The organism is Actinoallomurus sp. NPDC052308 (genome assembly GCF_040679195.1).
In the GTDB taxonomy this organism is placed as follows: Bacteria; Actinomycetota; Actinomycetes; order Streptosporangiales; family Streptosporangiaceae; genus Actinoallomurus; species Actinoallomurus liliacearum.
This window is the reverse complement of sequence record NZ_JBFAUM010000005.1, coordinates 223,344-247,754: the sequence shown is the minus strand read 5'-3', so window position 1 is coordinate 247,754 and position 24,411 is coordinate 223,344. Positions and strand designations below refer to the sequence as shown.

The 24,411-nt window shown below is 71.2% G+C and carries 24 protein-coding genes; 9 read left to right on the top strand and 15 right to left on the bottom strand.

What is annotated here, in order from left to right:
- Nucleotides 1-10 precede the first annotated feature (10 nt).
- Nucleotides 11-1,111 (top strand): tetratricopeptide repeat protein, encoded by a 1,101-nt coding sequence (locus tag AB0L00_RS18260; RefSeq protein ID WP_364435128.1) that lies wholly within the window; start codon nucleotides 11-13, stop codon nucleotides 1,109-1,111.
- Nucleotides 1,112-1,214: 103 nt separating this feature from the next.
- Here AB0L00_RS18260 and AB0L00_RS18255 read toward each other — a convergent pair whose 3' ends face one another.
- Both AB0L00_RS18255 and AB0L00_RS18250 read right to left on the bottom strand, forming a co-directional pair.
- A complete protein-coding gene (locus AB0L00_RS18255) occupies nucleotides 1,215-1,598 on the bottom strand; it encodes a hypothetical protein (RefSeq protein ID WP_364435125.1) in 384 nt (127 codons plus the stop codon).
- A gap of 355 nt (nucleotides 1,599-1,953) precedes the next feature.
- Nucleotides 1,954-3,138 carry a hypothetical protein gene (locus AB0L00_RS18250; RefSeq protein WP_364435123.1) on the bottom strand — a complete coding sequence of 395 codons (1,185 nt, stop codon included), beginning with the start codon at nucleotides 3,136-3,138 and terminating at the stop codon, nucleotides 1,954-1,956.
- 326 nt (nucleotides 3,139-3,464) lie between these two features.
- Here AB0L00_RS18250 and AB0L00_RS18245 point away from each other — a divergent pair, with 326 nt between their 5' ends.
- Nucleotides 3,465-3,926: a hypothetical protein gene (locus tag AB0L00_RS18245; protein ID WP_364435121.1), complete on the top strand. Its 462-nt coding sequence runs from the start codon at nucleotides 3,465-3,467 to the stop codon at nucleotides 3,924-3,926.
- Nucleotides 3,927-4,067: 141 nt separating this feature from the next.
- A complete protein-coding gene (locus tag AB0L00_RS18240; RefSeq protein WP_364435118.1) occupies nucleotides 4,068-4,730 on the top strand; it encodes a class I SAM-dependent methyltransferase in 663 nt (220 codons plus the stop codon).
- Nucleotides 4,731-4,811: 81 nt separating this feature from the next.
- On the opposite strand, the gene AB0L00_RS18235 is transcribed toward AB0L00_RS18240, so the two are convergent.
- Nucleotides 4,812-6,302 (bottom strand): MFS transporter, encoded by a 1,491-nt coding sequence (locus AB0L00_RS18235; RefSeq protein WP_364435116.1) that lies wholly within the window; start codon nucleotides 6,300-6,302, stop codon nucleotides 4,812-4,814.
- 167 nt (nucleotides 6,303-6,469) lie between these two features.
- Between AB0L00_RS18235 and AB0L00_RS18230 the strand changes: the two genes are divergently transcribed.
- The gene (locus AB0L00_RS18230; protein ID WP_364435113.1) at nucleotides 6,470-6,910 is read left to right on the top strand and encodes a MarR family transcriptional regulator; all 441 of its coding nucleotides are present in this window, start codon (nucleotides 6,470-6,472) and stop codon (nucleotides 6,908-6,910) included.
- Between the two features lie 69 nt (nucleotides 6,911-6,979).
- Here AB0L00_RS18230 and AB0L00_RS18225 read toward each other — a convergent pair whose 3' ends face one another.
- From AB0L00_RS18225 to AB0L00_RS18195, 7 genes are all read right to left on the bottom strand, one after another.
- Nucleotides 6,980-8,479 (bottom strand): hypothetical protein, encoded by a 1,500-nt coding sequence (locus tag AB0L00_RS18225; RefSeq protein WP_364435111.1) that lies wholly within the window; start codon nucleotides 8,477-8,479, stop codon nucleotides 6,980-6,982.
- A 92-nt stretch (nucleotides 8,480-8,571) separates the two neighbouring features.
- A complete protein-coding gene (locus AB0L00_RS18220) occupies nucleotides 8,572-9,111 on the bottom strand; it encodes a CHAP domain-containing protein (RefSeq protein ID WP_364435109.1) in 540 nt (179 codons plus the stop codon).
- Nucleotides 9,112-9,428: 317 nt separating this feature from the next.
- Nucleotides 9,429-10,478 (bottom strand): cytochrome c oxidase assembly protein, encoded by a 1,050-nt coding sequence (locus tag AB0L00_RS18215; RefSeq protein ID WP_364435107.1) that lies wholly within the window; start codon nucleotides 10,476-10,478, stop codon nucleotides 9,429-9,431.
- Nucleotides 10,478-11,722, bottom strand: a complete 1,245-nt coding sequence (locus AB0L00_RS18210; RefSeq protein ID WP_364435105.1) for a Dyp-type peroxidase — start codon at nucleotides 11,720-11,722, stop codon at nucleotides 10,478-10,480. The genes AB0L00_RS18215 and AB0L00_RS18210 overlap by 1 nt, the downstream gene beginning before the upstream one ends.
- The gene (locus AB0L00_RS18205; RefSeq protein WP_364435102.1) at nucleotides 11,719-12,171 is read right to left on the bottom strand and encodes a copper chaperone PCu(A)C; all 453 of its coding nucleotides are present in this window, start codon (nucleotides 12,169-12,171) and stop codon (nucleotides 11,719-11,721) included. The genes AB0L00_RS18210 and AB0L00_RS18205 overlap by 4 nt, the downstream gene beginning before the upstream one ends.
- The gene (locus tag AB0L00_RS18200) at nucleotides 12,168-12,902 is read right to left on the bottom strand and encodes an SCO family protein (protein ID WP_364435099.1); all 735 of its coding nucleotides are present in this window, start codon (nucleotides 12,900-12,902) and stop codon (nucleotides 12,168-12,170) included. The genes AB0L00_RS18205 and AB0L00_RS18200 overlap by 4 nt, the downstream gene beginning before the upstream one ends.
- A gap of 149 nt (nucleotides 12,903-13,051) precedes the next feature.
- A complete protein-coding gene (locus tag AB0L00_RS18195) occupies nucleotides 13,052-13,708 on the bottom strand; it encodes a hypothetical protein (protein ID WP_364435096.1) in 657 nt (218 codons plus the stop codon).
- Between the two features lie 77 nt (nucleotides 13,709-13,785).
- Between AB0L00_RS18195 and AB0L00_RS18190 the strand changes: the two genes are divergently transcribed.
- Nucleotides 13,786-16,422: a SpoIIE family protein phosphatase gene (locus tag AB0L00_RS18190; RefSeq protein ID WP_364435093.1), complete on the top strand. Its 2,637-nt coding sequence runs from the start codon at nucleotides 13,786-13,788 to the stop codon at nucleotides 16,420-16,422.
- A 16-nt stretch (nucleotides 16,423-16,438) separates the two neighbouring features.
- Here the strand turns inward: AB0L00_RS18190 and AB0L00_RS18185 are convergent, their stop codons facing one another.
- Nucleotides 16,439-17,419 (bottom strand): NADP-dependent oxidoreductase, encoded by a 981-nt coding sequence (locus AB0L00_RS18185; protein WP_364435090.1) that lies wholly within the window; start codon nucleotides 17,417-17,419, stop codon nucleotides 16,439-16,441.
- Nucleotides 17,420-17,533: 114 nt separating this feature from the next.
- Here AB0L00_RS18185 and AB0L00_RS18180 point away from each other — a divergent pair, with 114 nt between their 5' ends.
- The 3 genes from AB0L00_RS18180 to AB0L00_RS18170 all read left to right on the top strand — a co-directional run bounded on the left by AB0L00_RS18180 (nucleotide 17,534) and on the right by AB0L00_RS18170 (nucleotide 19,964).
- Nucleotides 17,534-18,100, top strand: a complete 567-nt coding sequence (locus tag AB0L00_RS18180) for a TetR/AcrR family transcriptional regulator (protein ID WP_364435087.1) — start codon at nucleotides 17,534-17,536, stop codon at nucleotides 18,098-18,100.
- 85 nt (nucleotides 18,101-18,185) lie between these two features.
- A complete protein-coding gene (locus AB0L00_RS18175) occupies nucleotides 18,186-18,737 on the top strand; it encodes an alpha/beta hydrolase (protein ID WP_364435084.1) in 552 nt (183 codons plus the stop codon).
- Nucleotides 18,738-18,851: 114 nt separating this feature from the next.
- Nucleotides 18,852-19,964 (top strand): NAD(P)/FAD-dependent oxidoreductase, encoded by a 1,113-nt coding sequence (locus AB0L00_RS18170; RefSeq protein ID WP_364435081.1) that lies wholly within the window; start codon nucleotides 18,852-18,854, stop codon nucleotides 19,962-19,964.
- Nucleotides 19,965-20,081: 117 nt separating this feature from the next.
- Here AB0L00_RS18170 and AB0L00_RS18165 read toward each other — a convergent pair whose 3' ends face one another.
- The 3 genes from AB0L00_RS18165 to AB0L00_RS18155 are packed head-to-tail and all read right to left on the bottom strand — an operon-like array spanning nucleotide 20,082 to nucleotide 22,491.
- Nucleotides 20,082-20,855 carry an ABC transporter permease gene (locus AB0L00_RS18165; protein ID WP_364435078.1) on the bottom strand — a complete coding sequence of 258 codons (774 nt, stop codon included), beginning with the start codon at nucleotides 20,853-20,855 and terminating at the stop codon, nucleotides 20,082-20,084.
- A complete protein-coding gene (locus AB0L00_RS18160; protein ID WP_364435075.1) occupies nucleotides 20,852-21,802 on the bottom strand; it encodes an ATP-binding cassette domain-containing protein in 951 nt (316 codons plus the stop codon). Before AB0L00_RS18160 ends, AB0L00_RS18165 begins: the two co-directional genes overlap by 4 nt.
- Before the next feature lie 26 nt (nucleotides 21,803-21,828).
- The gene (locus AB0L00_RS18155) at nucleotides 21,829-22,491 is read right to left on the bottom strand and encodes a DUF4097 family beta strand repeat-containing protein (RefSeq protein WP_364435073.1); all 663 of its coding nucleotides are present in this window, start codon (nucleotides 22,489-22,491) and stop codon (nucleotides 21,829-21,831) included.
- 224 nt (nucleotides 22,492-22,715) lie between these two features.
- On the opposite strand from AB0L00_RS18155, the gene AB0L00_RS18150 reads away from it, so the two are divergent.
- Entirely contained in the window at nucleotides 22,716-23,456 is a 741-nt protein-coding gene (locus AB0L00_RS18150; RefSeq protein ID WP_364435070.1) for a helix-turn-helix domain-containing protein, read from the top strand.
- Between the two features lie 41 nt (nucleotides 23,457-23,497).
- Here AB0L00_RS18150 and AB0L00_RS18145 read toward each other — a convergent pair whose 3' ends face one another.
- Nucleotides 23,498-24,334: a peptidoglycan-binding domain-containing protein gene (locus tag AB0L00_RS18145; RefSeq protein WP_364435068.1), complete on the bottom strand. Its 837-nt coding sequence runs from the start codon at nucleotides 24,332-24,334 to the stop codon at nucleotides 23,498-23,500.
- Nucleotides 24,335-24,411 lie beyond the last annotated feature (77 nt).

Genomic DNA, 24,411 nt, shown 5'->3' with positions numbered 1-24,411 from the left:
GGGGGTTCTCATGGCGCTTCCCCGACGGGCGCTCTGCGGAGCGGTCGACATCAAGGGCTGGAGCGGGCGTCCGGTGCCCGAGCAGATCAGGGCTCAGCACAGTCTGGTGACCGTGGTTCACGAGGCCTGCCGGGAGGCGGGTCTCCCCGAGGAGATCGTGCAGAGCAGCGGGGACGGAGTCCTGATCATGCCGCCCAGCGACATCGACGAGACGACCGTGCTCCCCGACCTGGTGCGTGGCATGACCACGGCGCTGCGGCAGGAGAACCGGATGCTGAGCGACGCGGCCCGGATCCGGGTACGGCTGGCGCTGACGAACGGGATCGTCGCCACCGGACCCGCCGGGTTCAGCGGGCCCGCGGTGATCGAATGCTTCCGGCTGCTGGACAGCCCGCCGGCCAAGGCCGCCCTCGTCGACTTCCCGCGAGCCGAGCTGGCCTTGATCGTTTCGGACTACCTCTACCAGGACGTCATCCGCCACGGCTTCGCCGACCTGCGTCCCGAGGACTTCTCGAACGTGCAGAGCACGCTTCCCGAGAAGAGCTTCACGGCGAACGCCTGGGTGTGGGTGTCGGACCGCACGGACGGCCGCCGGGCACCGACGACCGCGCCGGCCGAGCCCGAGGGGACGCGGCCCGCCCTGCCGCACGAGGTCGCCGAGGCCCGGACTCTGGCCGCCACGGGTCATGCCAGAGACGCCCTGCGGCTGCTGAGCGCGTTCCAGCCCGCGGACGAGACCGAGGTCCTGGCCCTGTTGGACGTCAGAGCGGACGCGTACCTCGCGCTGGGCCGACCCGAAGGGGCGGTGAAGGACCTGGAGGAGATCCTCCGCGTGCGCAAGGAGCCGTCGCCGACCGCGCTGCTGCGACTCGCCCGGGCCTACGCGCAGGCGGGTGACGCCGAGATGGCCAGGCAGACCTTCGGTTATCTGCTCGACCACGACCCGATGGCGTTCGAGGCCCACCTGGAGCTCGGCCGCCTCGAACGACAGGCCGACCGCTACGCCGTCGCCAAGGATCACCTCACCGAAGCGGCCCGGCTCCTGGAACCCCAAGGCCCCCTGGCCGTACTGATCGAGGAACTCCTCGAACTCCCGCTGCCCGAGCGATGACGTATACGAATTCAGGATTCACCTTGGCCTGATCCCGAACACGCGAAACCGCGCGGCCGGGCCCGGCGGCGTGACCCGCATGCGGGTCCACAGCCCCACAGAGTCAGGACTCGGCAGGGGGTTCGGTGGAACGCTCGATCCTCAGGTCGCGGCCCGCGACGTAGGCGTCTCGGCCGGCGTGGACGTTCTGGATCGCCGTTCCCGCCGCCTGGTAGGCACGCGCCCAGCCCGCGAGCTCCCCCGCGAACTCCTCGTCGCGCTCCCCGTACCAGGTCAGGGCCTCGGCGAACGCGCGGACGCGGGGGGCGTCCGGCGTCGCGCACGCCTGTTCCAGGGCGTCGAGCGACCGCGCGTCCCCGTGGAACACCGAACGAACGCGGGCGCGGACACGGGTCACGATGTCCCGTGCCGCGTCCTCCGCGAGGCCCTGAATCCCGCCCGTGGCCGCCATCAGCGCCACGGCCTCGGAGATCTCCACCAGGTCCATCCCAGACCACCACCCGTCCCCTGCCCCGCGCCGGAAAGTCCTCCGGAGACGAGCGTACGGCGCACCCCGTGCCGATGTACGTCCGCGCGCGAACCGCAGATGCGAGCGGCTCGCGCGCGGAGGTCGTGCGTCAGTTGTCGATCTCGGCCGGCCGGCGGTCGGCCACCGTGTCGGGGGCCGCCTGCCCAGGACCGGCGGCGCGGGCGGCCGGGATGGCGGCGGCGACGAGCGCGGCCACGAGGGCGACGCAACCACCGATCGCCAGGCCGCCACGGAACCCGTGACTACCACCTCAGCCGATACGCCGCCTGCCTCGTCGCGATTAACGGCGACCCGAACAAGCTCGGCGCTGGGCTCAGGTCGGTACGCCGACTCGAATTGCGAACGCGCGCAGGCCAGGAAGGGCTCCGCGCCGATCGGCGCGGAGCAGATCGACGGTCATGCGGCGGACAGGCGGCCGGTAGCGGACCTCGGCAGGTGCGGCACGTTCGGCGGCCCGCAGCGCGCGGTAGCAGGCTTCGATCTTCCCCCATTGATGGCAGGCGCGGGCGACGTCGACCCAGTACCGGCCCCTGCGCTCGGCAGTGGGAATCGCAGCGGGGTTCAGGGTCTTGGCATGGGCGATCGCGGTGCCGTTGTCGCCCAGCACCTGAGCGATGCTGACCTGATACAGAGCGACGTTGGTCGGCCCGAAGGCGGTATGGCGATGGTTCGCATCGCGGCCGAGCCTGGTCGCGGCGGTCTTGGCCGTACCGATCAGGTCGTGGGCTTCGGCCCGGTCGCCGTCGACGGCGGCGGTGTAGGCCGCGGTCTGCAGCAAGGTCCCGTACATCGACAGCTGTTCGGGGGTGACGTCGCGTCCTGGAGCGATGTCTTCGGCGGTGTCGATGAGCAGGGCGCGGGCGCGGCTCGGCCGGCCGGTGCGGCGCATGACCGTGGCGACGCTGCGGCGGGCATCAGCGAGGGTGAGCGCGTCACCGGAGGCTTCGGCGGCCTGGGCCGCGCGGTCCGCAGTCGCCCAAGCCAGTTGGTCGTCATTCAGCTTGACCATGAAGCCGGAGGCGACGATGTAGGCGTCGGCGAGTAGCGCGTCGGCGGCCAGGCGCTCCTCGTCGTCGGCGTGATCGCGGGTGGCGGTCGCGCTGGCGATCAATCGCGGGAGCTCGGTCGTGAGCTGGTCATAGCGGGCCGCCTGGAACAGCGCCCGGGCCCGGCCGGTCGCGGTGCGCAGCGTCGACAGGGGAACCGGTTCGGTGCCGTCGAGTCCGTGACCGTACAGGAGGTTCTCCAGGCCGCCGGTCGGGTCCGCGGTCCGGGATGCTCGGGCCGTGCCGGGCAAGCCGAGCACGCCGACGGCTGCCAGGCCGACGGCACCGGTAAGGAGCTCACGACGTCGCACCGGGTCGTCACCGTCCTCCCATGGGGCATCGGCGACCACAGTAGGCGCATAGGCATCGCAGGTCACGCTTTCGCTGGTATCAGGCAGCAGACCGAATGCCTGCGGGGGCAAGGCCAGGGCGGTGGCGAAGCGGTGTAACACCGTGGTGTCGGTCAGCGGCGCCAGGCCCCGCTCGTACGGGAGACCTGCGAGGCCGAGTATCCGGTCCGGCGGCCGAGCTCGGCGAGAGTCAGGCCTTGGGCGTGTCGAGTGCTCCGCACGATCGCGCCGGTATCACGGCGGCCATGTGGGTTCATCGGCTGCTCCGCGCGCATAGTCCCCGGGCCACGGTAACCGCGACGAACATCATCAGCCAGACCCGTTTGCACGGCACGCAAACCGTTGCCGTGATCTGCAAGAACACCTCCCGCGTCGCTCTGCCAGGGCGTGTCATGGACCCACACCCCCCGATCACGAGGGAGATCCTCATGGCGACCACAGCCCCGAACCAGACCGTCGAGAAGTCCGGCACCAAGCGGGACCCGCGGTCCTTTGTCACCTCGGAGGTCTGGGACCGGCAGATCGCGCTCCTCGTTCGCGACCACCCCTTCGACAAGATCATGGCCGAGCGCCTGTTCGGCCAGGCCATCGCCTACCTCATCACCGCGATCGAGAAGTTCGGCCAGCACCTGGAGGTCGGGTGCGGCGAGCTGGTCGACACCGCGGTGCACGCCTTCATCCTCGACACCGTCAACTACCGGCAGTTCTGCCACAAGTACTTCGACGGGAAGTTCCTCGAGCACGTCCCGGAGATCAACCGTAAGTACGACGGCTCGGTCGAGCGCACCGCCCACGTCATCGCGAACAACGGCTTCGAGGTCGACTGGCCGCTCTGGGAGGCCGACTTCAGCAAGTGCACGCCCTGCTACCCGGGCAGCGACTGCCACTGACTCAACCCCGCGCGGATAGGGCCGAAGCCGGAAGGCTCCGGCCCTTCCCGCATTGATGAACGAGTCGCGAAACCCCGGTCGGCGGTCAGGGAGAGCCGCTACCGTGGCGCGGGTCCTCGTCACCGATGTCACAGGGCTCCCATGGTCACCATCAACGACTGCGCCGGCTACTGGGACCGCTACGCCGCCGGCGTCACCACGCAAGACCCCGAAGAAGCACTGAAGTATGCGTTCGGCTGGACCCAGTACGAAGGGCACGGCCCCGGCGACGAACTGCTTGGCGACCCGGCCACCGCGTTGGAACTCGGCTCCGGCCGTGGCAACGCCGTCGCGGCCCTGGCCACCAAAGGCGTCGACGCGACCGGTATCGACATCTCATCCATCCAGCGCGAACAGGCAGAACGCCGCTGGGGTCACCTGCCCGATGCCCACTACACCCACGGCGACGTCGTCGACTACCTCACCGGTACCGACCGGCGATGGGACGCGATCTACTCGATCTGGGGCGCCGTCTGGTTCACCGACCCCGAACGGCTGTTTCCCCTCATCCGTGATCGACTGACGCCGCGTGGCCGTTTCGTTTTCTCCCACGCGCCGGCCGTACCGGGCAGCTACGGCGTCCAGGGCATTTACGCGGCTGGATTCACCGGCCGCCAGGTCTGGGCGTACCGCTGGGCGTACGAACCCGGCGGCTGGGCGGAGATTCTGCGCCGACACGGCTTCGGCGGCGTCCGCGCCTGGGTCGAGCCCGCACCTGATCCGGACCACGTCGGTACCCTCATCGTCGAGGCCGAACCGTCGTGACGAGCGTACGGCGCACCCCGTGCCGATGTACGTCCGCGCGCGAACCGCAGATGCGAGCGGGTCGCGCGCGGAGGTCGTGCGTCAGTTGTCGATCTCGGCCGGGCGGCGGTCGGCCACCGTGTCGGGGGCCGCCTGCCCAGGACCGGCGGGGCGGGCGGCCGGGATGGCGGCGGCGACGAGCGCGGCCACGAGGGCGACGCAACCACCGATCGCCAGGCCGCCACGGAACCCGTTCTCGGAGGTGAAGGTGTAGCCGCCCATGGTGACGGTCAGCTGGGAGAGGACCACGCCCATCACGGCGGCGCCGACCGAGGTGCCCAGTGACCGCATGAGGGTGTTGAAGCCGTTGGCCGCGGCGGTCTCGTTGAGCGGGACCGAGCTCATGATCAGGGCGGGCATCGCGCCGTACGCGAGGCCCACACCGCTGTTGATGATCATCATGGCGAGCATGAGGCTCCAGGCCGAGCCCATCAGCAGCAGCGACACGCCGTACCCGATGGCCAGCACGAGGACGCCGCTGATCAGGGTGAACTTGGGGCCACGGGCGTTCGTGAGCTTCCCGCCCAGCGGGGACACGATCATCATCATGATGCCGCCGGGCGCCAGCCACAGACCGGCCGCGAGCATCGACTGGCCCAGACCGTAGCCGGTGGCCTTCGGGAACTGCAGCAACTGCGGCACGACCAGCATCGAGGCGTACATGCCGAAGCCGACGAAGATCGAGGCCAGGTTCGTGAGCAGGACCCGGGGGCGGGCCGTCGTGCGCAGGTCGACGAGCGGCTCCCGGCTGCGCACCTCCCACACCCCCCAGGCGAGCAGGACCACGACGGCGGCGGCGAACAGGCCGAGCGTGGTGCCGGACGTCCAGCCCCAGTCGGCGCCCTTGGAGACCGCCAGCAGCAGGCAGACCAGCCCGATGCCGAGTCCGATGGCGCCGGGGGCGTCGAAGTGCTGGCCCTTGGCGCCGGCCGGCACGTTCGGGATCAGGAACCAGATCAGGACCGCGACGAGCGCGGCCAGCGCGGCCGAGGCCCAGAACAGCACGCGCCAGCTGGTGTACTCGGCGACGGCCGCGGCGATCGGCAGGCCCAGACCGCCGCCGATCCCCATGGACGCGCTGACCAGCGCGATGGAGGAGCTGAGCTTCTCGCGCGGGACCACGTCGCGGAGCAGCGCGATGCCGAGCGGCACCATGCCCATGCCCATGCCCTGCAGGCCGCGCCCGACGATCATCGGGACGACCGAGGAGGACAGCGCGCACACCACCGAGCCCGCGATCAGCGGCACCGCGCACACCAGGAGCATCGGGCGCTTGCCCACCAGGTCGCCCAGGCGACCGAAGACCGGCACGCAGACGGCCCCCGCCAGCAGGGTGACGGTGATCACCCATGCGGCGTTCGAGGAGGTGGTGTGCAGGATCTTCGGCAGGTCCTGGATGAGCGGCGTGACCAGCGTCTGCATGATCGCTGCCGTGATGCCGGCCAGGGCCAGCGTGGTGACCACGCCGCCCGCGTGGGCCGCGTGGTCCGTGGAATCGACCGCGGGGCGGCCCGCGGGCTGGGAGGCGTCCAAAGAGGGGCTCCTGGGAGTTCGGTCGTCGTCGATATGTGCATCATGCACATCGCTTGCATGATACACATCATGTGTATGACGCAAGTCACTGTGAGAGGATGGTTACGGGCCGCTCTCCGGAGGTGGCGCGCCGAGCGGCCGGAACATGGACCAGGAGGCGGAGGCAGATGAGCAGGCCCACATACGACGTCGAGTACGAGCAGATGCTGCTCAGCCGGCACGGGCTCCGCCAGCACCGCGCCGGCGCGCTGGACCGCAGCGCCTACGTCCTGCTCAGCCGCATCCGTGTGCAGGGGCCGATGTCGATCAGCGAGCTGAGCGACGCCTTCGGGCTCGACTTCTCGACGCTGCAACGACAGACCACCGCGGCCATGCGCGCCGGTCTGGTGGAACGCATCCCCGACCCCGAAGGCGGCATGGCCCGCAAGTTCCGCATCACCGACAAGGGCGAGCAGATGCTCAACGAGGAGCGCGAGAGTCTCGTCGGCGGCCTGGACAAGGTCATGTCCGACTGGTCGGACGAGGACATCGCCGCCTTCGCCGCGTACCTCCGCCGCTTCAACACCGGCATCGAACGCCTCAGCGGCCGCCCCTGGCCCCGCCCCTGAACCGGGCTCGCCGAGGAAATGCCGGACCGGCCGCCGGGAGTCCGGCGGCCGGTCCGTTCACCGCATGAGTCAGCCGACGCGGCCGAGGCGGACGCCCACCTGCGCGTCCTTGCCGCCCACTCCGAGGGTCGAGGCCCCGATGGTCGCCGAGCCCGTTCCGGTGACACCGTTCGCGGTGCCCTTCAGCAGGCTCACCGCGCCGTCGGTGCCGTTCTCCTTGGGCGCGCCGGCGATCAGGTCGGCGTAGCCGTCGGTGTTGACGTTCAGCATGGTGACCGTCCAGCCGAACGCGTCGTTCTTCTCCGCGGCGCCGGGCACGCCGGGGAAGCTCTGCGACACGGCCTGAGCGCCGGTGCCGGTGAGCCCGGACGCGGAGCCGTACAGCACGACCGCCTCGCCGGCGTGCGCCTGGGAGCTGACGGTGCGGTACGGCACGCCGACCGCGAGGTCGTACTTGCCGTCCTTGTTCACGTCACCCGCCGACAGCGAGTAGCCGAACCGGTCGCCGGCCACCGCCGCGCCCGGCACGCCCGACGTGTCCTGTGTGATCGTCTTGCCGGTCGTCAGGCCGACGTTCGCGTCGCCGCTGAAGACGGTGACGTGACCGCCCTTGCCGCCGCTCTCGTCGGCGCCGCCCGTGGCGATGTCCGCGTAGCCGTCGCCGTCGAAGTCGGCCACGGCGAGGCTGTCCACCCGGGTGGTGGCCGAGCCGAGGACCGAGGCGTCCGTCGGCGTGAAGTTCCACACGTCGAAGCCGGACGTCGGGGCGGCGGTGGCGATCCAGCCGAGGACCAGGTCGGCCTTGTTGTCGCCGTTGACGTCGCCGATGGCCGGGATCAGCGCGGTGAAGCTGCGCGCCGCCGCCGCGGAGACGGCGCTCGTCTTCCTCACCTGAACCCGGTGCGGCCGGCCGGCCGGACCGAAGCGCTGCGCCTTGACCTGCGCGGTCGTCGGGGCGGAGCTGTAGGTCCAGAAGTAGCCGTCGCCGGGCGTCGTGTCGACCCAGTCGGTGTAGCCGTCGCCGTCGAGGTCGCCCGCCGCCAGCGCGTACCCGAAGCGGTGATTCGCGCCGGCGTACCCCGACGGCTCGGAGATCGCGTCCGAGCCCGAGCCGGTCAGCCCGGACTTCGAGCCCCAGAGGATCGTCTCCGAGCCGGCGTTCGCGCCCGCGGAGGTGTCCTCGTCGGGCGCGCCGACGAGGAGGTCGGCGTAGCCGTCGTGGTCGAAGTCCAGCGACGTGACCGAGTAGCCGAAGTGGTCGCCGGCCTCGGCGGCGCCGGGCACTCCGCTGCTGTTCTGGCTGAAGACCTGCTTCTTGCCCGTGTTCAGACCGGACGAGGAGCCGTACACGATGGTGACGAAGCCGGCGCCGGCGTGGCCGCTGACCGTGCCGTACGGGTTGCCGAGCGCGAGATCGGGATAGCCGTCGCCGTTGAAATCGTACGGCCGGACGACCTTGAGGGGCGCTGCCGCCCTGGGGAGGGGAGACGCGTGGGCGACGCCGGCCAGCCCGGCTCCGATCGCCGTGATGGCGGACACCGCCAGGGCACGCGTGACACCAGTTCTCAAAGAGCCTCCTAAGAACCGCCGCGCCGGAGGAAACGCGCGACAGAGAAGGGACGCTTTGAGTTAAGAACCGGTTTACCTTGTGGCGTACGCGACTAGTGGCCGTACTGCGGGTAGCCGTAGCCGACGACGGAGTCCTCGCTGCGGGTGCGGATCTTCACGGCGTCGTCGGTGTTGCCCTCGACGGTCTGGATCGTGCCGTCGTGATCGTCCTTGATGACGAGGCCGACGTGGTCGATGCTGCCGATGTCCTTGCCGCCGTTCCAGGAGAAGAACACGACGGCTCCGGGCTTGGGAACGTCGCCCCAGCGGCCCTGCTCCTTGAACCACCTGGCGTGCGCGGGAGTGAAGGCGTCACCGCCGATGCCCTTGACGCCCGCCTTGACGCCGACCCACGTGACGAACATGTCGCACCAGGACGCATTGGCGTAGTCGCCGATCGACCCGCCGTCGCGCTCCACCCCGGCCTTGGCGTACGGCGAGGCCATGAACCACTGGTTGAACTTGCTGCTGCCGGCGGCGTCCTCGGTGGTGCCGACCTGGGACAGCGCGACCTTCAGCGCGTCGTCGGCGGTGGCCGACCTGTGCAGGCGGAGGCCGATCAGGACCGCCGCGAGCAGAATGATCACGGCCATGGCGACCGCCGCGACGCCTGCGAGAGGGTTGACGAGACGTCCTCGGAAGGGGATGCGTCCGCATCGAGGGGCTGGGGACACGGGAGACTCCTTGCGGCTTCCACCTCAGGCGACACGCTTCGTCCGTCCGCGGGCGCCTTGGCCGACAATGGCGCGCCGCATCCGGCGCACCAAAACGCATATTGCAAGGTAGCAAGCGTGCCCGCGATAACGGTGTCCCGTGTTTCGCCCCATGGCAAAGAGAAAAAAGAGCACTGTTTTATCTCATGTGACTCCTGAGGCCGGGCCGGCCATGGAACCGGGCACTGAGCCGCGCCTCATCCCGTGCGCGGCCGGCCGGCCTCCGGGGCGTTGAGCCGGGACAGGAGCGCGTTGTACGCCTGGAGGGCCGCGTCGTCCTCGTCGACGTCCGCGCTGGTCCGCAAGCGGGCGCGGTCGGCCTCGCCCGTACCGGGCGCGGCCTCGTCCCCGGTGGCGGCGAGGGTGGCCTGCCGGACGGACTCGAAGAACCGGCCCGCCTTGGCCGCCTCCGGGGACCGGTCGAACAGCCAGCGGAGCATCACGATGATCGTCATGACGAACATCAGGCCGTCGCCGCCGATCCACATGGCCGCGCCGCCACCGTGGATGTCGGCGAGCGGGCCCGGTCCCCAGGAGGGGTGCATCCGGGCGTACGCGGGGAAGGGCGGTTCGGTCGCCTGCAACAGGACGATGCCGACGATCGTGTCGGCCGACATGCCCATGAACAGGGCGAACAGCCGCAGCGGGTAGGACAGCTCGCGGGGCGGCGCGTCCTGGGTCAGCAGCTGGGAGAAGTAGAGGTACCCGCCGCCGACGTACAGCACGTGCTCGAGCGCCATCAGGGCCGGGGAGCCCATCATCGCGTCCATGAACCCCGACAGGTGCACGCCGAACAGCACGCCCGCGTAGACGACGAGGCCGGTGAGCGGTGAGGTCAGGAACGCCGCGGCCTTCGACTCGCGGATCCGCTCGACGCGCTCGTGGGCGCGGCCACGGGTGGCCGCCCGCAGCAGGCTCAGCGGGTGCCCCAGGCACAGCAGCCACGGCACGACCATGATCAGCATGAGGTGCTGGATCATGTGCACCCAGAACAGTCCCCCGTCGCCGTACACGGCGGGACTGCCCATGAGGGCGGCGACGGCCACGGCCAGGCCGGCGGCGAACGCCGCGGTACGGGCGACGGGCCACGTCCTGCCGTTCCGCCGCGCCGCGAGGATCCCGGCGAGATAGAGGAGCAGGGCCACCGCCACGAGTGCGGCGGTTACCGGCGCGAACCGCCAGCTGGTCAGGGCTCGCGCCCATGTGAGGGGCGCCAGCATGTCGTGCATGCCGTGCATGTCGTGCATCAGAGTGACTCCATGAGGTCCTGGCCGAGGTGGCGCCCCGGCCGGCAGCCGCGCGGGACCGCGAACAGGGCGCTGGAGGTGTGCCGGATGAACCGGCTGAGGTCGTCGGCGAGCGCGAGGCGCTGCTGGATCCGGGTGAAGCCCGAGCCGGGGTCGGACTGGAACGCCATGAACAGGAGGCCCGCGTCCGGACGCCCGTCCGGCAGCACACCGTCGAAGTAGGAGAACCCCTTGCGCAGGATGACGGCGCCCTCGTTCGACTCCGGAGCCGCCTGCCGTACGTGGGCGCCGGGCCCGATGACGAGCCCGCCGTCGGGGTGCTGCGCGGCCAGGTCGAGCGGCGTGAACTCCGACCCGCCCGACAGGGGTGCCCCGGTGTCCTTCCGCCGCCCGACGATCTGCTCCTGCCGGCTCCGGGAGAGCGTGTCCCACTCGTCGAGCAGCATGCGGATGCGGCGGAAGACCAGGTAGGTGCCGCCGCGCATCCACGCCGGATCGCCGGCCGGCCCCACGACGATGTTCCGGTCGAACCCGGCGTCGCCCGGCCGGGGGTTCCCGCTGCCGTCGAGCTGGCCCATGAGGTTGCGGGGGGTGGCGTCCCGGCCGGTCACCGCGCCGTCGCTCGTGCTGAACCCGCTCATCTGCCAGCGGACGTGCGCGGCCCCCCGTGCCAGCCGGGTGAAGGTCCGCAGGGCGTGCGCGACGACGATCGCGTCGTCGGCGGTGAAGAGGACGCCGAGGTCACCGCCGCTGCGTCCCTCGTCGATCTCGTCCCGGGGGAACGACGGCAGCGGGGCGAGCGCGGCGGGCACCGGCGCGCCGAGGTGGCGAAGCAGGGACGCGCCGAACCCGACCGTGACGGTCAGCGAGGCGGGTCCGTAGCCGGTCGTCATCGCGTCGTCGCCGGGAGCCGGCCGGCCGGCGGTCAGCCGCCTCGCCGCGTCGGTCCACGCCCGCAGCAAGGAGGTCAGGCCGGCCGCGCGCACCTTCGGCTCGACGTCGAAGGCGGCGAACCAGCCGTGCGCCGCGTACGGGGCGAGGACGCCGGCCTGGTGGTCGCCGTCGAACGGGATCCGGCGCTCGCCCCGTTCCCGGGCGGACTCCCCCGCGACCGCCGAGGCGGCGCCGGCGCCCGCGGTGGCCGCGGCGGCGGCGCCGACCAGCGAGGTCACCGCGAGCAGCCGGCGCCGGCTCACCGTACGGTCCGCGCCGGCGTTCCCCGGCCGGTCGGGAGAGCCCGTCACCGCGCCGCCTCCGGGCCGTGGCCCATCGGCTCGACCGGAGCCTCGACGGTGATCGACGAGGACCGGCGGAACCGCAGCGTGAGCCGTACGTGATCGCCCTCCCGCAGCGTCCGCACCGGGTGCTCGAGCATCACGTGGTACCCGCCGGGCGCGAACGTCAGGCGTCCGTGGGCGGGGACGGGCACCCGGTCGACCATCCGCATCATGTGCCCGGTGCTCTGGTGCATCATCGCCTCGGCGGAGACGTCCGCGGTGACGCCGGTGAGCTCGTCGCCCGTGTCCCCGGAGTCGGTGACGGTGAAGTACGCGGCGGCGACGTCCGGCGAGGCGGGCCGGGGCACGTACGCGCCGGTGACCTTCAGCCGGGGCCCGCCGGCCCCGGACGAGCAGGCGGCCACCGTGACGGCCGTCAGCAGCAGGGCCGCCGCGGCGCGCGGACGGGCGGTCACGCCCCGCCGCCCTGGGTGGTCGCGGCCGGCATGCGGGCCAGCAGCTTGGTCAGGTCCGCGGCGAAGTCACGGGAGGACACGCCCGCCGTCCAGACGACGTGGGCGAGGTGGTCGGTCCCGAACGGCAGCACCTCCGCGCCGTGACCGACCTCGTAGTCCGCGCCGGTCCGCTTCGGCTGTTCGATGGCGATCCCCACCGACTTCGCCGCCGCCTGGATCTTGGCGTAGTCGCCGGTCAGGCCGATGAAGGACGAGTTGAAGGAGGCCAGCCAGGACCGCAGCACCTTCGGGGTGTCCCGCCACGGGTCCGTGCTGATGAACACGACGGCGATGCGGGCCTGCTGCGCGGGGGTGAGGAGCCGCAGCGCGCCGGCGAGGTCGGCCATCGTGGTCGGGCACACGTCGGGGCAGTGGGTGTAGCCGAAGTACACCAAGGTCAGCTTGCCCTTGGTGGCCTCCTTCAGATTCACGGGCGCCCCGGAGACGCCGGTGAGGGTCACGTCGGGCTCGCGCAGCGCGGTGCCGAGCGTCGCGGCGTGCAGGTCGGAGGCGGGCGTGGAGATCCGGACCGGCGGTGACGACCGGTCGCCCGACTCCCCGGCGCACCCGGTGGCCGCCGAGGCCAGGACGAGGGACGCGGCGATCAGCCGGGAGGGACGGGCGAAGCGCCGGGTACGGGCGTGGGCGCGGCGCGGTCGCGTACCGCGCCGCGTGAAGGCAGAAAACGGCATGACAGGTCCTCAGGAAGGGCAGACGAGATCGGCTCTCAGACCACGGCGGACCCGGAACGCCGCTCAGGCGTCCGGATCGGCGGGTTAGATCCCCGGCCTCGGCCGATGTCGGCTGCGCGTTCCGCCTCCGAGCGATCTCCAGGCCGGCGTCAACCCGCCGCGGTCACAGCGAGACGGGTGGGTTCACGACGCTCGGACGCGGGCGGACCCCGGCGCACCACGGTGTGACGCAGGGCGCCGATCTGCGGCCGCGGGCCCGTTCGAGAGCCGCCGCCGGCCTGCGCTCCGCCGGGCCGCGGGGTGATCGAGACGCCCAGGAGCAGGGCGAGCACCCGCAGGGCGGGGGCGAGCAGCAGCCGGGTCACCGCGGTGAGCGCGCGCCACGCGGCCCGCTCACCGGCCGACAGCCAGACCGCGACCAGTACACCGGCCAAGAGGTGCGCGATCAGCATTCCCCAGCCGCCGTGAGCCGTGGCCGGATGGCCGGGTCCGGGAGCGAGGTGGTGCATGCCCGGCATGTGCGTCCGCGCGGTGTCCCGCTCCACGGCGGGTCCGGCCGAGACCGCGCTGAACCACAGGTGCAGGCCGCCCTGGACGACCTCGACCGCGAGCAGGAGCCACCACACCGATCGCCGCCGGTCGGCCAGGAGGAACCCGACGCCGGTCAGCGCCGCGAAGGCGCCTGGGCCGGCGTACGCGGGCAGCGGCCGCGGATGCATCACGCCGTGCGCCGCCACGGACAGCATGACGCACACCGCGGCGAAGACCCCGGCGCGCATCAGACGGAACCATGCTGGAGGGCGCACGACTTCACAATAACTACAAGCCGTAGTACATCGACCGCGCCCTCGGCCGTCCGCCCGGCCTTTGGCATGGTGGGGGTATGGGCAGCCCCAGTTCGCCGGGGGTGCCGTCGCGACGACTACCCCCTCGGCCGGAAAGCGCCGCGGTGGCCCGACGATTCGTACGGTCGGCGCTGCAGGGTGTCGCGCCGGATCTGGTGGACACCGCGCAACTGCTGGTCAGCGAGCTGGTGACCAACGTGGTCATGCACGCGCGGACCGAGATCGAGGTGCGGGCCCAGAGCATCGCGGGCCGGGTCCAGGTGTGGGTCAGCGATCACCGGCCGAGCCGCGGGCTGGTGCCGCACCAGCGCCATTCGTACGCCGGCACCGGATGGGGCCTGGCACTGGTCGAGAGCCTGGCCTCCAGTCACGGCGTGCAGATCGGAGAGGACCGCAAGACGGTCTGGTTCGAGCTGTGGCCCGAGACCCCGCCACCACCGAGCTCCGGATGGGACACCACGTCGTGCTCCGGCCCGACGGTGACCGTGCGGCTGATCGACCTGCCGTACGCGCTGTACTCGGCGGGGCGGCAGCACCGGGACGCGCTCCTGCGCGAGCTGCTGCTCATGAGCTCCGCCGGAGATCGGATCGGGATGCCCGTACGGCCGGAGGACCTTCTCGCCGCGCACGACATGAGCAACGCGATCAGTGCGGGCATGGGCGCCGCGATGGGCAGGAGGTTCTCCGACGCCGACACGATCTCCCTCCTCGTGGCGATCCCGGCGGACTCCGCCGGGGATCTGGCCGCCTTGCGCCGAGTGCTCGAGATCGCCGACGGCGCGGCCCAGCAGGAGAGCCTGCTCACGCTCCCGGCTCTTCCGCAGATCCGCGCCTTCCGGCGGTGGCTGCTCGATCAGATCGCCGACCAGGTCGCGGGTGAGCACCCCACCGCGTGGACGCTGGCCCCCGGCACGCCGAGCGCCAGGCCTCTCGAGCTGGCTCCGTGGGACGTGAGCGACCTGCAGACCAGCGCCGTCCCGACGATCGCGGCCGACGACGGGAACCGGATCATCGCGGTCAACGGTCCCGCGGCGGACCTGCTGGGCTGGCAGGCGGACGACCTCGTCGGGCGGCGGATCACCGCGCTGATCCCCGAGCACCTGCGGGAGCGCCATATCCGGGCGTTCAGTTCGCTGCTGCTCACCGGCCAGCCCCGCGTCCTGGGCCATTCCATACCGCTTCCGGCGCTGCACCACGACGGCCGGCTGATCCCCGTCCGCGTCAACATCCAGACCCAGGAGGCGGTCGACGGCCGCACCGTGTTCGTCGCCCAGCTCACCCCGAGGACGGCCGTACCGGCCGCGCCACGCGCTCGGAGGGAACACCGGCACACGGCGCGACCGGAGTTCGGCGCACGGTACGTGTCGGCCGGTCCGAAGCGGGCGGACCGAACAGGCGATGACGAGACGGGCAGAGCGGCGATGGAGCGCCTGTCCCTGCTGGCCGACACCGGAAGCGCGCTGACCAGCACCCTGAATCTCAAGGAGGGGCTGCTCCGGGTGTGCGAGGTCCTGGCTCAGCGGCTGGCCGACTGGTGCGTGGTGGACCTGCTGGCCGAGCACGGCCACGTGGACCGCGTGTGCGTCGTCCACCACGACCCCACGGTGCTGGCCTCCGGGGTGTACATGGGCCGCCTCCCGCCGGTGTCCGAAGCCTCGCGGGGCCCCCTCCCCCGGGTGCTGCGCGGCGCGGGTCCGCTGCTGCTCACCGACTTCCCCCCGCCGAGCCGGGCGGCGAGTCCCCTGGACGCCCGCAAACTGGAGCTGTTCGAGCAACTGGGCGGGAACAGCGCCATCATCGCGCCGCTGCGGGCCCGCCGGGAGGTCCTCGGGGCCCTGACCGTGGTCCGTACCGATGCCGAGCACCCCTTCACCGAAGCGGACCTCCCCCTGATCTCCGACCTGGTCCGCGGCATCGCGCTGGGCGTGGACAACGCTCGCCTGTACCAGGAGACCCGGCACACCGCCGAACGCCTCCAGCGCTCTTTGCTGCCGGACCTGCCGCGCATCGAGCACCTTCAGCTGGCCGCCCGCTACGCGCCCTCCACCACCACCGCTCAGGTCGGCGGGGACTGGTACGACGCGTTCGTCCTGCCGGGCGGCGACACCGTGCTGGTGATCGGCGACGTCACCGGCCACGACCTGCGGTCGGCCGTCGCCATGAGCGCGCTGCGGAACATGCTCCGCGGTATCGCCGTCGACCGCCGGCAACCGCCCGGGGACGTTCTGCGCCGCCTGGATCTGGCGAGTCAGACCCTGTACCGGCGGGCCACCGCCACCTGCATCTACGCCCTGGTCAAGGGACCCGCAGGCGGCCCGTGGCACCTGCACCACGCGTCCGCCGGGCACCTGCCGCCGCTGCTGACCACCGCCGACGGCGACACCCGCTACCTCGAGGAAGGCGCCGGGCTACTGATCGGCATGGATCCCGACCTGCCGCGCCCATCCGCATGCGATCCGCTGCCGGCCCACTCCACCCTGCTGCTGTTCACCGACGGCCTGATCGAACGCCGCGGACAGTCCCTTGACGACTCTCTGGCCGTGCTCCGGCAGCACACCGCCGCGCTGGCGCGCGCCCCCCTCGACGTCTTCTGCGACGACCTGCTCCTCGGACTCGGCGCCCACGGCGCCGACGACGTCGCCCTGCTCGCCGTCCGCACCGTCCCACCGGCCTGACCCGCCGCCGCGCACCTCATCGGGCCGCCTCCGCGTCCACGACGACGACCAGCTTGCCGCGGGTATGGGAGCCCGCCAGGTCCCGGTAGGCGCGCACCGCGCCGCTCAGCGGATACGCGCGGGTCACCGGGTCGGGCAGCGTGCCGTCGAGGGCGTGTTCGGCGAGCGTGGCCAACGTGTCGGGCTTCAGGTTGGTGGTGCCCATCACCGTGGTCACCGCCGGGTGGCTCGGCGTGCCCGGCGTGGTGCTGAGCAGACGCCCGCCGGGACGCAGCGCCCTGGTCGCCGCGACCACGTCCTCCCCCTTCAGCGCCAGGTTCACCACCGCGTCCACACCCTGGGGATGACGGCGCAGGACCTCCTCGACCAGATCCGTCCGCAGGTGATCGACCACCTCCGCGGCGCCCATGCCCCGCACGTACTCGCGATCGCCCGTGGTTCCGGTGGCGATCACCGTGGACCGCCGGGCCAGCAGCGGAACGACGACGCTGCCGATACCGCCCGGCGCGCCGATCACCAGGACCGTCTCGTCCGGCTGGAACCGGCCGAGCTCGAGCACCGCGAGGCCGGTCATGCCCGTGCTCGGCAGGGCGGCCGCCACGGTCGGGCTCAGCTTCGGCGGCCGCTTCGCCAGGTACGGGCCGGCCTGGAGGACCGCGTATTCGGCCATCGTTCCGGAGGCGGCGGCGGGGATCCCCACGCCCGAGGCGAATGACGGGGGCGCGCCGAACCCGAACACCTCGTCGCCCACCTCGAACCCCTCCGTGCCCGGCCCGAGACCGGTCACGGTGCCGGCGACGTCGGTGCCCGGCACGAACGGGAAGTCGAGCGGGACCATCTCCCGGATCGTTCCCGCGGTCATCAGCAGGTCGGCCGGGTTGAGCGAGGCGGCCGTCACCCGGACCTGGAGTTGTCCGGGACCGGGTTCGGGAGTCGGCAGGTCTTCGATGGCGAAGGAGTCGGGAGCGCCGTACGCGCGAACGACCAGGGCTTTCATGACCATCCCTTTCAGTGAGACACTTTGTCTTGGAACACACATGCTGTCTGGGACGGCGCCGAGTGACCAGTCTCAGCCTCGTTGTTCTGTCTCATGCTGGACAAGGAGCCGAAAATGTCTCAGGAGAACGTCCGGGTCCGGCGCACGCGCACCCTGCTCCGGCAGGCGCTGGTCGAACTCATCGAGGAGCGCGGGTTCGACCGGATAACGGTCGGGCAGATCACCGAACGGGCGATGGTGAGCAGGGCGGCCTTCTACCGCAACTACCGCGACAAGTACCAGCTCGTGGAGCAGATCTTCGAGGAGGCCCTGGCCGAGTTGCTCGGCACCGTGGCCGACGGCCCGGACACGCCGGTTCTCGAGCGGTGGACCGGGTTCTTCGAGCACTTCGATCGTTACCATCGCCTCTACGGCGCACTGCTGGGCGGGAACGGCAGCAGTTGGTTCGCCGCCCGGATGCGGTCCGCCCTCGCCGACATGGCCGCCGAGCACCTGCCGCAGGCTCCCGGCGACCTGATCCCCACGCTCCTGGCGGGGATGCACCTCCAGGCCATCACCTGGTGGCTGGGCACCGGCCGGTCGATACCGGCCCGCGAGATCGCCGTCCGGACGGCGAAGCTCGCCTCCGCCCTCATCACCGAGGCCAACGCCCACGAGGGAGTGGCCCGGATCTCGGATTGACGGCGGGCGGCGGTAGAAGTCGCCGGAGAGTCATTCGTCGTCCACACGAACGCGTCCGCCGGGCGCCGTGAGACCGGAGTGAGCGATGCCGCACGAGAACGCCCGGCGAAACGCCGTCATCTTCCATGGGACGGGGGCCCGTCCCGAGGTCTGCTGGTATCCCTGGCTCGGCCGGCGGCTGACCGAACGCGGGTACGCCGTCGAGATACCGCACTACCCGGGCCTCAACGTGGAGCCGATCGCCGCCTTCCTGCCGAAGGTGCTGGCGAACCACAAGTTCGACGAGCACACGGTGCTCATCGGGCACTCGGGAGGCGCCGCACTGCTCCTCGCGCTCCTGGAGCGCATCGACGTGACGGTGGCGCAGGCGTTCCTCGTCGCCGGATACTCCACGAAGCCCAACACCGGCGAGGAGCCCGTCCTCCAGGAGACCTACGACTGGGCCGCGATCAAGGCCCACGTCCGCGACCCGTACTTCATCAACTCCCGCGTCGACCCCTATGGCTGCGACGACCGGCAGGGCCGGGCGATGTTCGACCGGCTCGGCGGTACGCAGATCGTCCGCGACGACGGGCACTTCGGCGACCACGACCAGCCGTACGACACCTTCGAACTGCTCGACCGGCTCATCGGCTGAGAACGCTCAGTTCAGGCCGTCCAGGAGCAGGTCGAGGGCGTCGAAGACGGCGATGGCGAGTGCCCGCAGCCCGGCGCGGGCGCCGTCCGCGGGCTCCAGGGCCGCGGTGAGGGCGTGGCCGAGCACCTGATCGGCGGCCTCACGCTCGCCCGCGTCCTGCACGTCCACGGCATCCCGGCCACCGTCTACGAGGCGGAGCCCACCCCGACGGCGCGCGCCCAGGGCGGGATGCTCGACATCCGCGATCACAACGGCCAACCGGCTCTTCAGGCGGCGGACCTGATCGAGGAGTTCCGCGGCCTCGTCCTGGAGGGCCGCCAGGCGGCACGGGCCCTCGCCCCGGACGGAACCGTTCTGCTCGACGAACCCGACGACGGCACGGGTGGACGCCCCGAGGTGATGCGCGGCGAGCTGCGCCGGATGCTCCTCGACTCGCTCCCGGCCGGGGCCGTCCGGTGGGGCCACAAGGTCAGCGGCGCTCGCGCCCTCGGCGACGGCCGCCACGAGGTGACCTTCGCCGACGGCACCTCCGTCGTCACGAGCCTGCTGGTCGGCGCGGACGGCGCGTGGTCACGGGTCCGGCCGCTGCTCTCCGACGCCACCCCCGAGTACGTCGGCATGTCGTTCATCGAGACCTACCTGTTCGACGCCGACACCCGGCACGCGGCCACCGCCAAAGCCGTCGGCGTCGGGGCGATGTACGCGCTCGCGCCGGGGAAGGCGATCCAGGCTCACCGGGAGACCGGCGGGACCCTCCACGCCTACGTGGCGCTCCGCAAACCACAGGACTGGTTCGCCGGCATCGATTTCACCGATTCACCCGCAGCCACCGCACGGATCGCGCAGGAGTTCGACGGCTGGGCGACGGAGCTCACCGTACTGATCACCGACTGCGACATCGCACCGGTCCTGCGCCCCCTCAACACCCTGCCCGCCGCGCACCGGTGGGATCGGGTGCCGGGGGTGACCCTGCTCGGCGACGCCGCCCACCTCATGCCCCCGTCCGGCGAAGGCGCCAACCTGGCCATGTACGACGGCGCGGAACTCGGCAAGGCCATCGCCGCGCACCCCGATGACATCGAGGCCGCGCTCGCCGAGTACGAGCAGGCCCTGTTCCCCCGCAGCGCCGCGGAGGCCGCCGACGCCGCCCACCTCCACGAGCTCATGTTCGGCGACAACGCCCCGCACGGCCTGCTCGAATTCTTCGCGGGCGGTGAGCAGGCCTAGGACCCCGAGGGGCGTCGCCGGAATACCCGCCGCCCCACCGCATCCGCCGGCGCCACGGCAAAAGGTTCAGGGCCGTCAGACCTGGTGGTCCGACGGCCCTGTTCGACCGGTTCATGGTCAGGCCTTGTTGAAGGTGTTCCTGGCCCAGAGGTAGGAGACGGCCGCGATGCCGACGCACCAGGCGGTGGCGATGGCGGCGCTGTTGCCGATCGGGGTGCCCAGCAGGAGGCCGCGGATCGTCTCCATGATCGGGGTGAAGGGCTGGTATTCGGCGAACCAGCGCAGGACGGTGGGCATGGAGTCGGTGGGGACGAAGCCGCTGCCGAGAAAGGGCAGCACGATCAGGGGCATCGGGGCGTTGCTGGCGGCCTCGGGAGTCGAGGACTTCAGGCCGAGTGCGACCGCCAGCCAGGTGATGGCCAGGACGAACAGGGTGAGCAGGCCGGCGGCGGCGACCCATTCGATGGCGGTGGCGTTGGGGCGGAAGCCGATCGCGAGGGCGATGCCGATCAGGACGGCCATGCCGAGGAGTTGCTGGATGACGCTGCCGACCACGTGGCCGGTCAGCACGGAGGCGCGGGAGATCCGCATGGTGCGGAAGCGGGCGATGATGCCTTCGGTCATGTCGGTGGCGACCATGACGGCGGTTCCGGTGGCGGCGGTGGCGGCGGCCATGAGCAGGATGCCGGGGAGGACGTAGTTGACGTAGACGTCGCGGCCGCCGCCGAGCCCCTTGCCGAGGGTGCCGCCGAAGACGTAGACGAACAGCAGCAGCAGGATGACGGGCGTGATGATCAGCTGGATGGTCATGGAGGGGTAGCGGATCAGGCGTTTGAGCTGGCGGCGGACCATGGTGGACGAGTCGCGGGCGGCGAGGGCGAGGGTGCTCATCGGACGGTCTCTTTCTGCTGGCTGGTGAGGGTGAGGAAGACGTCGTCGAGGTCGGGGGTGTGCACCGACATTTCGGCGACGTCGATGGAGCGTTCGTCCAGGAGGGTGAGCAGTTCGCGGACGGCGCGGACGCTGCCGTCGCTGGGGACCTGCAGGGTGAGCGCCTCGGGGGCGGCGACTCCGGCCTCGATGAGGTGACGGGCCGCCTCGAGCAGGTGCGTCTCGGCGAACGTGAGCTCGATGTGGCCGCCGGGGATGAGCCGTTTGAGTTCTTCGGCGGTGCCTTCGGCGATCAGACGTCCGTGGTCGAGCAGGGCGATGCGGTCGGCGAGCTCGTCGGCCTCCTCCAGGTACTGGGTGGTGAGGAAGATCGTGACGCCGCTCGCCACCAGTTCGCGGACGATGCCCCACATGGAGCGGCGGCTGCGGGGGTCCAGGCCGGTGGTGGGCTCGTCCAGGAAGATCAGGCGCGGTTCGCCGACCAGGGTCATCGCCAGATCCAGCCGGCGCTGCATCCCGCCGGAGTAGGTGCCGGCGGGCTTGCGCGCGGCCTCGACGAGATCGAAGCGCTCCAGCAACTCCTTGGCCTTCTGCTTGCCGTCCCTGCGGGACAGGTGCTTCAGGTCGGCCATGAGGAGCAGGTTCTCCTCGCCTGTCAGCAGCTTGTCGACCGCGGAGTACTGCCCGGTCACCCCGATCGCGCCGCGCACGTCGTCGGCCTGACGGTCCAGGTCGTACCCGGCGACCTGAACGGTGCCGCCGTCCGCGCGGATCAGGGTGGACAGGATCTGCACGGTGGTGGTCTTGCCGGCGCCGTTCGGGCCGAGCAGAGAGAAGATCGTTCCCTCGGGGACGGTCAGGTCGACGCCGTCGAGCACGACCTTCTCACCGTTCTTGTCGCGGTAGGACTTACGCAGCCCGGTCGCCGCGATGGCCAGATTCGTCACGGTTCTGCTCCTTTAGAGGTTGTGGGTCAGAGGCTGCGGGCGGTGATGTCGCCGTTGGAGGTGGTCGCGGTGATGGTCAGGTCGGCGGTGCCGTCGTTCTTGAGGGCGTTGGTGATCCGGCCGTGGGAGGTGCCGGCGTCCAGGGACGCGGAGACGCCGGCGGCGGCGCCGACCGAGATGTCACCGGACTGGGTGGTCAGCGCGACCTTTCCGCCCGTGGCCTCGGCGATCCGGATGTCGCCCCGTGCGGTGCTGATCTCGGCGGGACCGCCCAGCCGGCCGACCTCGACGTCGCCGTCGACCGCGGTGAGCCGGAGGCTCGCCGCCTCGTCGATCTTGATCTGGCGGTAGGCGCCGTCGAAGACGACGTCACCGAGGCGGCCGACGCCGCGCAGCTCGCAACTGGCGGTCTTGGCCTCGATCCCGGAGCCGGCGGGCAGCTGGACGGTGACGTCGATGGATCCGGACGGGCCGAAGTAGTCGTTCTTGGCCGGGACCTCGATCCGCAGGACGCCGTCGGCGTAGGCGACCGTGGTCTGCTCCGCTGCCTTCACATCGCGGCCCTTGGAGGCGTTCGCGGGCAGGACCTCGACCGTGGTGTCGGCCCGGTCGGTGGCGATGAACTGAACGCGTCCGGCGGGGATGTTCAGGACGGCGGCGATCGGGGCGGGGGTGTCGAACTTCTGCATCGTTCTCTCCTTGCGGCTCGTTGTTTCGAACAACGCAAACGCTACGTTGCTTTCCATATTTCTTCAACAAGCCCGTTGCGAGTTAGCAGCATTGGCGCAGCTCATCGCCATGAAATCGTTGCAACAGATCTGAATCTAACGCAACATTGAGGAGGGCGCTCGTTGCGATGGGTTGCCTGTGAACGCTATGGTGGGGGGCCTCAGGGAGCGCCAAGGAGGTCGCGATGCCGGGAGGCCGGCTCACTCAGCAGGACCGCCAGCAGATCGCATCGGGGCTGGCGGACGGGCTCGCCTATGCGGAGATAGCCAGACGCCTCGACCGTCCGACCTCGACGATCACGCGTGAGGTGATGCGGAACGGCGGCCCCACCGGCTACCGCGCCGAGTTGGCCCACCGCGCCACCGAACGCCGTGCCCACCGGCGCAGGGCGGCCTCCTCCCGAGGGGCGGAGGCGCGCCCGCAGCCACACGGACGCGACGCCGAGGCAGTGCGTGAGTACGAAGAAACGCTCACCACCGTCTTCATGGCGTCAGGCACGCCCAAGATGATGGCCCGGGTGATGGCCTGCCTCTGCACCGACGACGCGGGCAGCCTCACCGCGTCCGAGCTCGTCCAGCGCCTTCAGGTCAGCCCGGCGTCCATCTCCAAGGCGATCACGTTCCTGGAGAGCCAGGGCATGGTCCGCCGGGCACGCGACGAGCGCCGCCGGGAGCGCTACGTCGTCGACGACGACGTCTGGTACCAATCGATGATCGCCAGCGCCCGTGGCACCGCCCTGGTCGCCGAGACCGCGCGACAGGGCGTCGGCGTCCTCGGCCCCGGCACCCCGGCCGCCGCCCGCCTCGAGAACATCGCCCGCTTCCTCGACTTCATCACCGAGAGCATCACCCGCGCCGCGAACCAGGCCCGCGAGGTGCTCTACACCAAACCCGAACCGACCTCGAGCGACACCTCGCCCCGCTGACTGTGCCGTGGGTCGCACGCGGGTGTGCTGATCGGCGCGGGTCAGTCGGCCAGGGCGGCCCAGGTCTTGGGACCCACCTCGCCGTCGGCCGACAGGTGCGCGCCCTTCTGGAAGGCGGTGACCGCGGCGGCCGTCGCCGGGCCGTAGTAGGAGTCGACGGTCACCGGGTGCTTGTGCGCGCCGAGCCGCTGCTGGATCCACTTGACGTGCGCGTCGTGCATCATCGCGCCCGCGACGTACCGGTAGATCACGCCGGGGTACCGGCTCGGGTCGGAGGCGGCCAGGCCCGGCTTCACGAAGCCGTACACGTCGCTCCAGTGCCTCGTGCGGGTGGCGACCTGGTCGTTTCCGGTGTTGCCCTCGATCGACTCGAATGTCGTACGCCCCGAGTCCAGCCACGTGACGAAGAACCCGACGTGCTCCGGCTCGCCACTGCGGTTGAAATCGAAGGTGACCGGGTCGCCCCTGGCGATCAGCTTCCGGTCGGTGTGCCATTTCGACCCCACGCGGCTTTTCAGGCTCGGCACGTAAGCGATCTTTCCGCCCAGCAGGTGCAGCGCGCCGAAGTGATTGAAGCACCAGCACACGAAGATCAGGCACCAGGACGCGGCGGTGTTGTCGCCGTAGTACCACTGCGTGAAGTCGTTGACGTTCTCACGGACGCGGCCTCGTGCCGTGCCGCGCAGGGTCATCGCGTACGCGACCAACTGCTCGCCCGTCGGCGCCGCGGCGGCGCTGTGCACCGTGATGGGCGCCGCCGGATCGACGTAGATCCGGCCGTCGTCGGGCGGGTCCGGGAGGCGCGGGGCGGCGGCGTCGCTCGGGCCGGGTGCCGGAATCGGCTCGCCGGGGGGCGGCGGGGTGAATGCGTCGGGCATGAATTACCTCCTCGATGGCCGGAACTCGGATCGGTGGAAGCCCCCGGACGATCACCGTCCCGTCCGCGTTACCCGTC

Coding starts and splice junctions, on each gene's coding strand:
- AB0L00_RS18155 (WP_364435073.1), bottom strand. CDS start 22,491: ATGCAGAAGTTCGACACCCCCGCCCCGATCGCCGCCGTCCTGAACATC.
- AB0L00_RS18215 (WP_364435107.1), bottom strand. CDS start 10,478: ATGCACGACATGCACGGCATGCACGACATGCTGGCGCCCCTCACATGG.
- AB0L00_RS18175 (WP_364435084.1), top strand. CDS start 18,186: ATGCCGCACGAGAACGCCCGGCGAAACGCCGTCATCTTCCATGGGACG.
- AB0L00_RS18245 (WP_364435121.1), top strand. CDS start 3,465: ATGGCGACCACAGCCCCGAACCAGACCGTCGAGAAGTCCGGCACCAAG.
- AB0L00_RS18200 (WP_364435099.1), bottom strand. CDS start 12,902: ATGCCGTTTTCTGCCTTCACGCGGCGCGGTACGCGACCGCGCCGCGCC.
- AB0L00_RS18145 (WP_364435068.1), bottom strand. CDS start 24,334: ATGCCCGACGCATTCACCCCGCCGCCCCCCGGCGAGCCGATTCCGGCA.
- AB0L00_RS18255 (WP_364435125.1), bottom strand. CDS start 1,598: ATGGACCTGGTGGAGATCTCCGAGGCCGTGGCGCTGATGGCGGCCACG.
- AB0L00_RS18260 (WP_364435128.1), top strand. CDS start 11: ATGGCGCTTCCCCGACGGGCGCTCTGCGGAGCGGTCGACATCAAGGGC.
- AB0L00_RS18220 (WP_364435109.1), bottom strand. CDS start 9,111: ATGGCCGTGATCATTCTGCTCGCGGCGGTCCTGATCGGCCTCCGCCTG.
- AB0L00_RS18230 (WP_364435113.1), top strand. CDS start 6,470: ATGAGCAGGCCCACATACGACGTCGAGTACGAGCAGATGCTGCTCAGC.
- AB0L00_RS18150 (WP_364435070.1), top strand. CDS start 22,716: ATGCCGGGAGGCCGGCTCACTCAGCAGGACCGCCAGCAGATCGCATCG.
- AB0L00_RS18240 (WP_364435118.1), top strand. CDS start 4,068: ATGGTCACCATCAACGACTGCGCCGGCTACTGGGACCGCTACGCCGCC.
- AB0L00_RS18190 (WP_364435093.1), top strand. CDS start 13,786: ATGGGCAGCCCCAGTTCGCCGGGGGTGCCGTCGCGACGACTACCCCCT.
- AB0L00_RS18185 (WP_364435090.1), bottom strand. CDS start 17,419: ATGAAAGCCCTGGTCGTTCGCGCGTACGGCGCTCCCGACTCCTTCGCC.
- AB0L00_RS18180 (WP_364435087.1), top strand. CDS start 17,534: ATGTCTCAGGAGAACGTCCGGGTCCGGCGCACGCGCACCCTGCTCCGG.
- AB0L00_RS18165 (WP_364435078.1), bottom strand. CDS start 20,855: ATGAGCACCCTCGCCCTCGCCGCCCGCGACTCGTCCACCATGGTCCGC.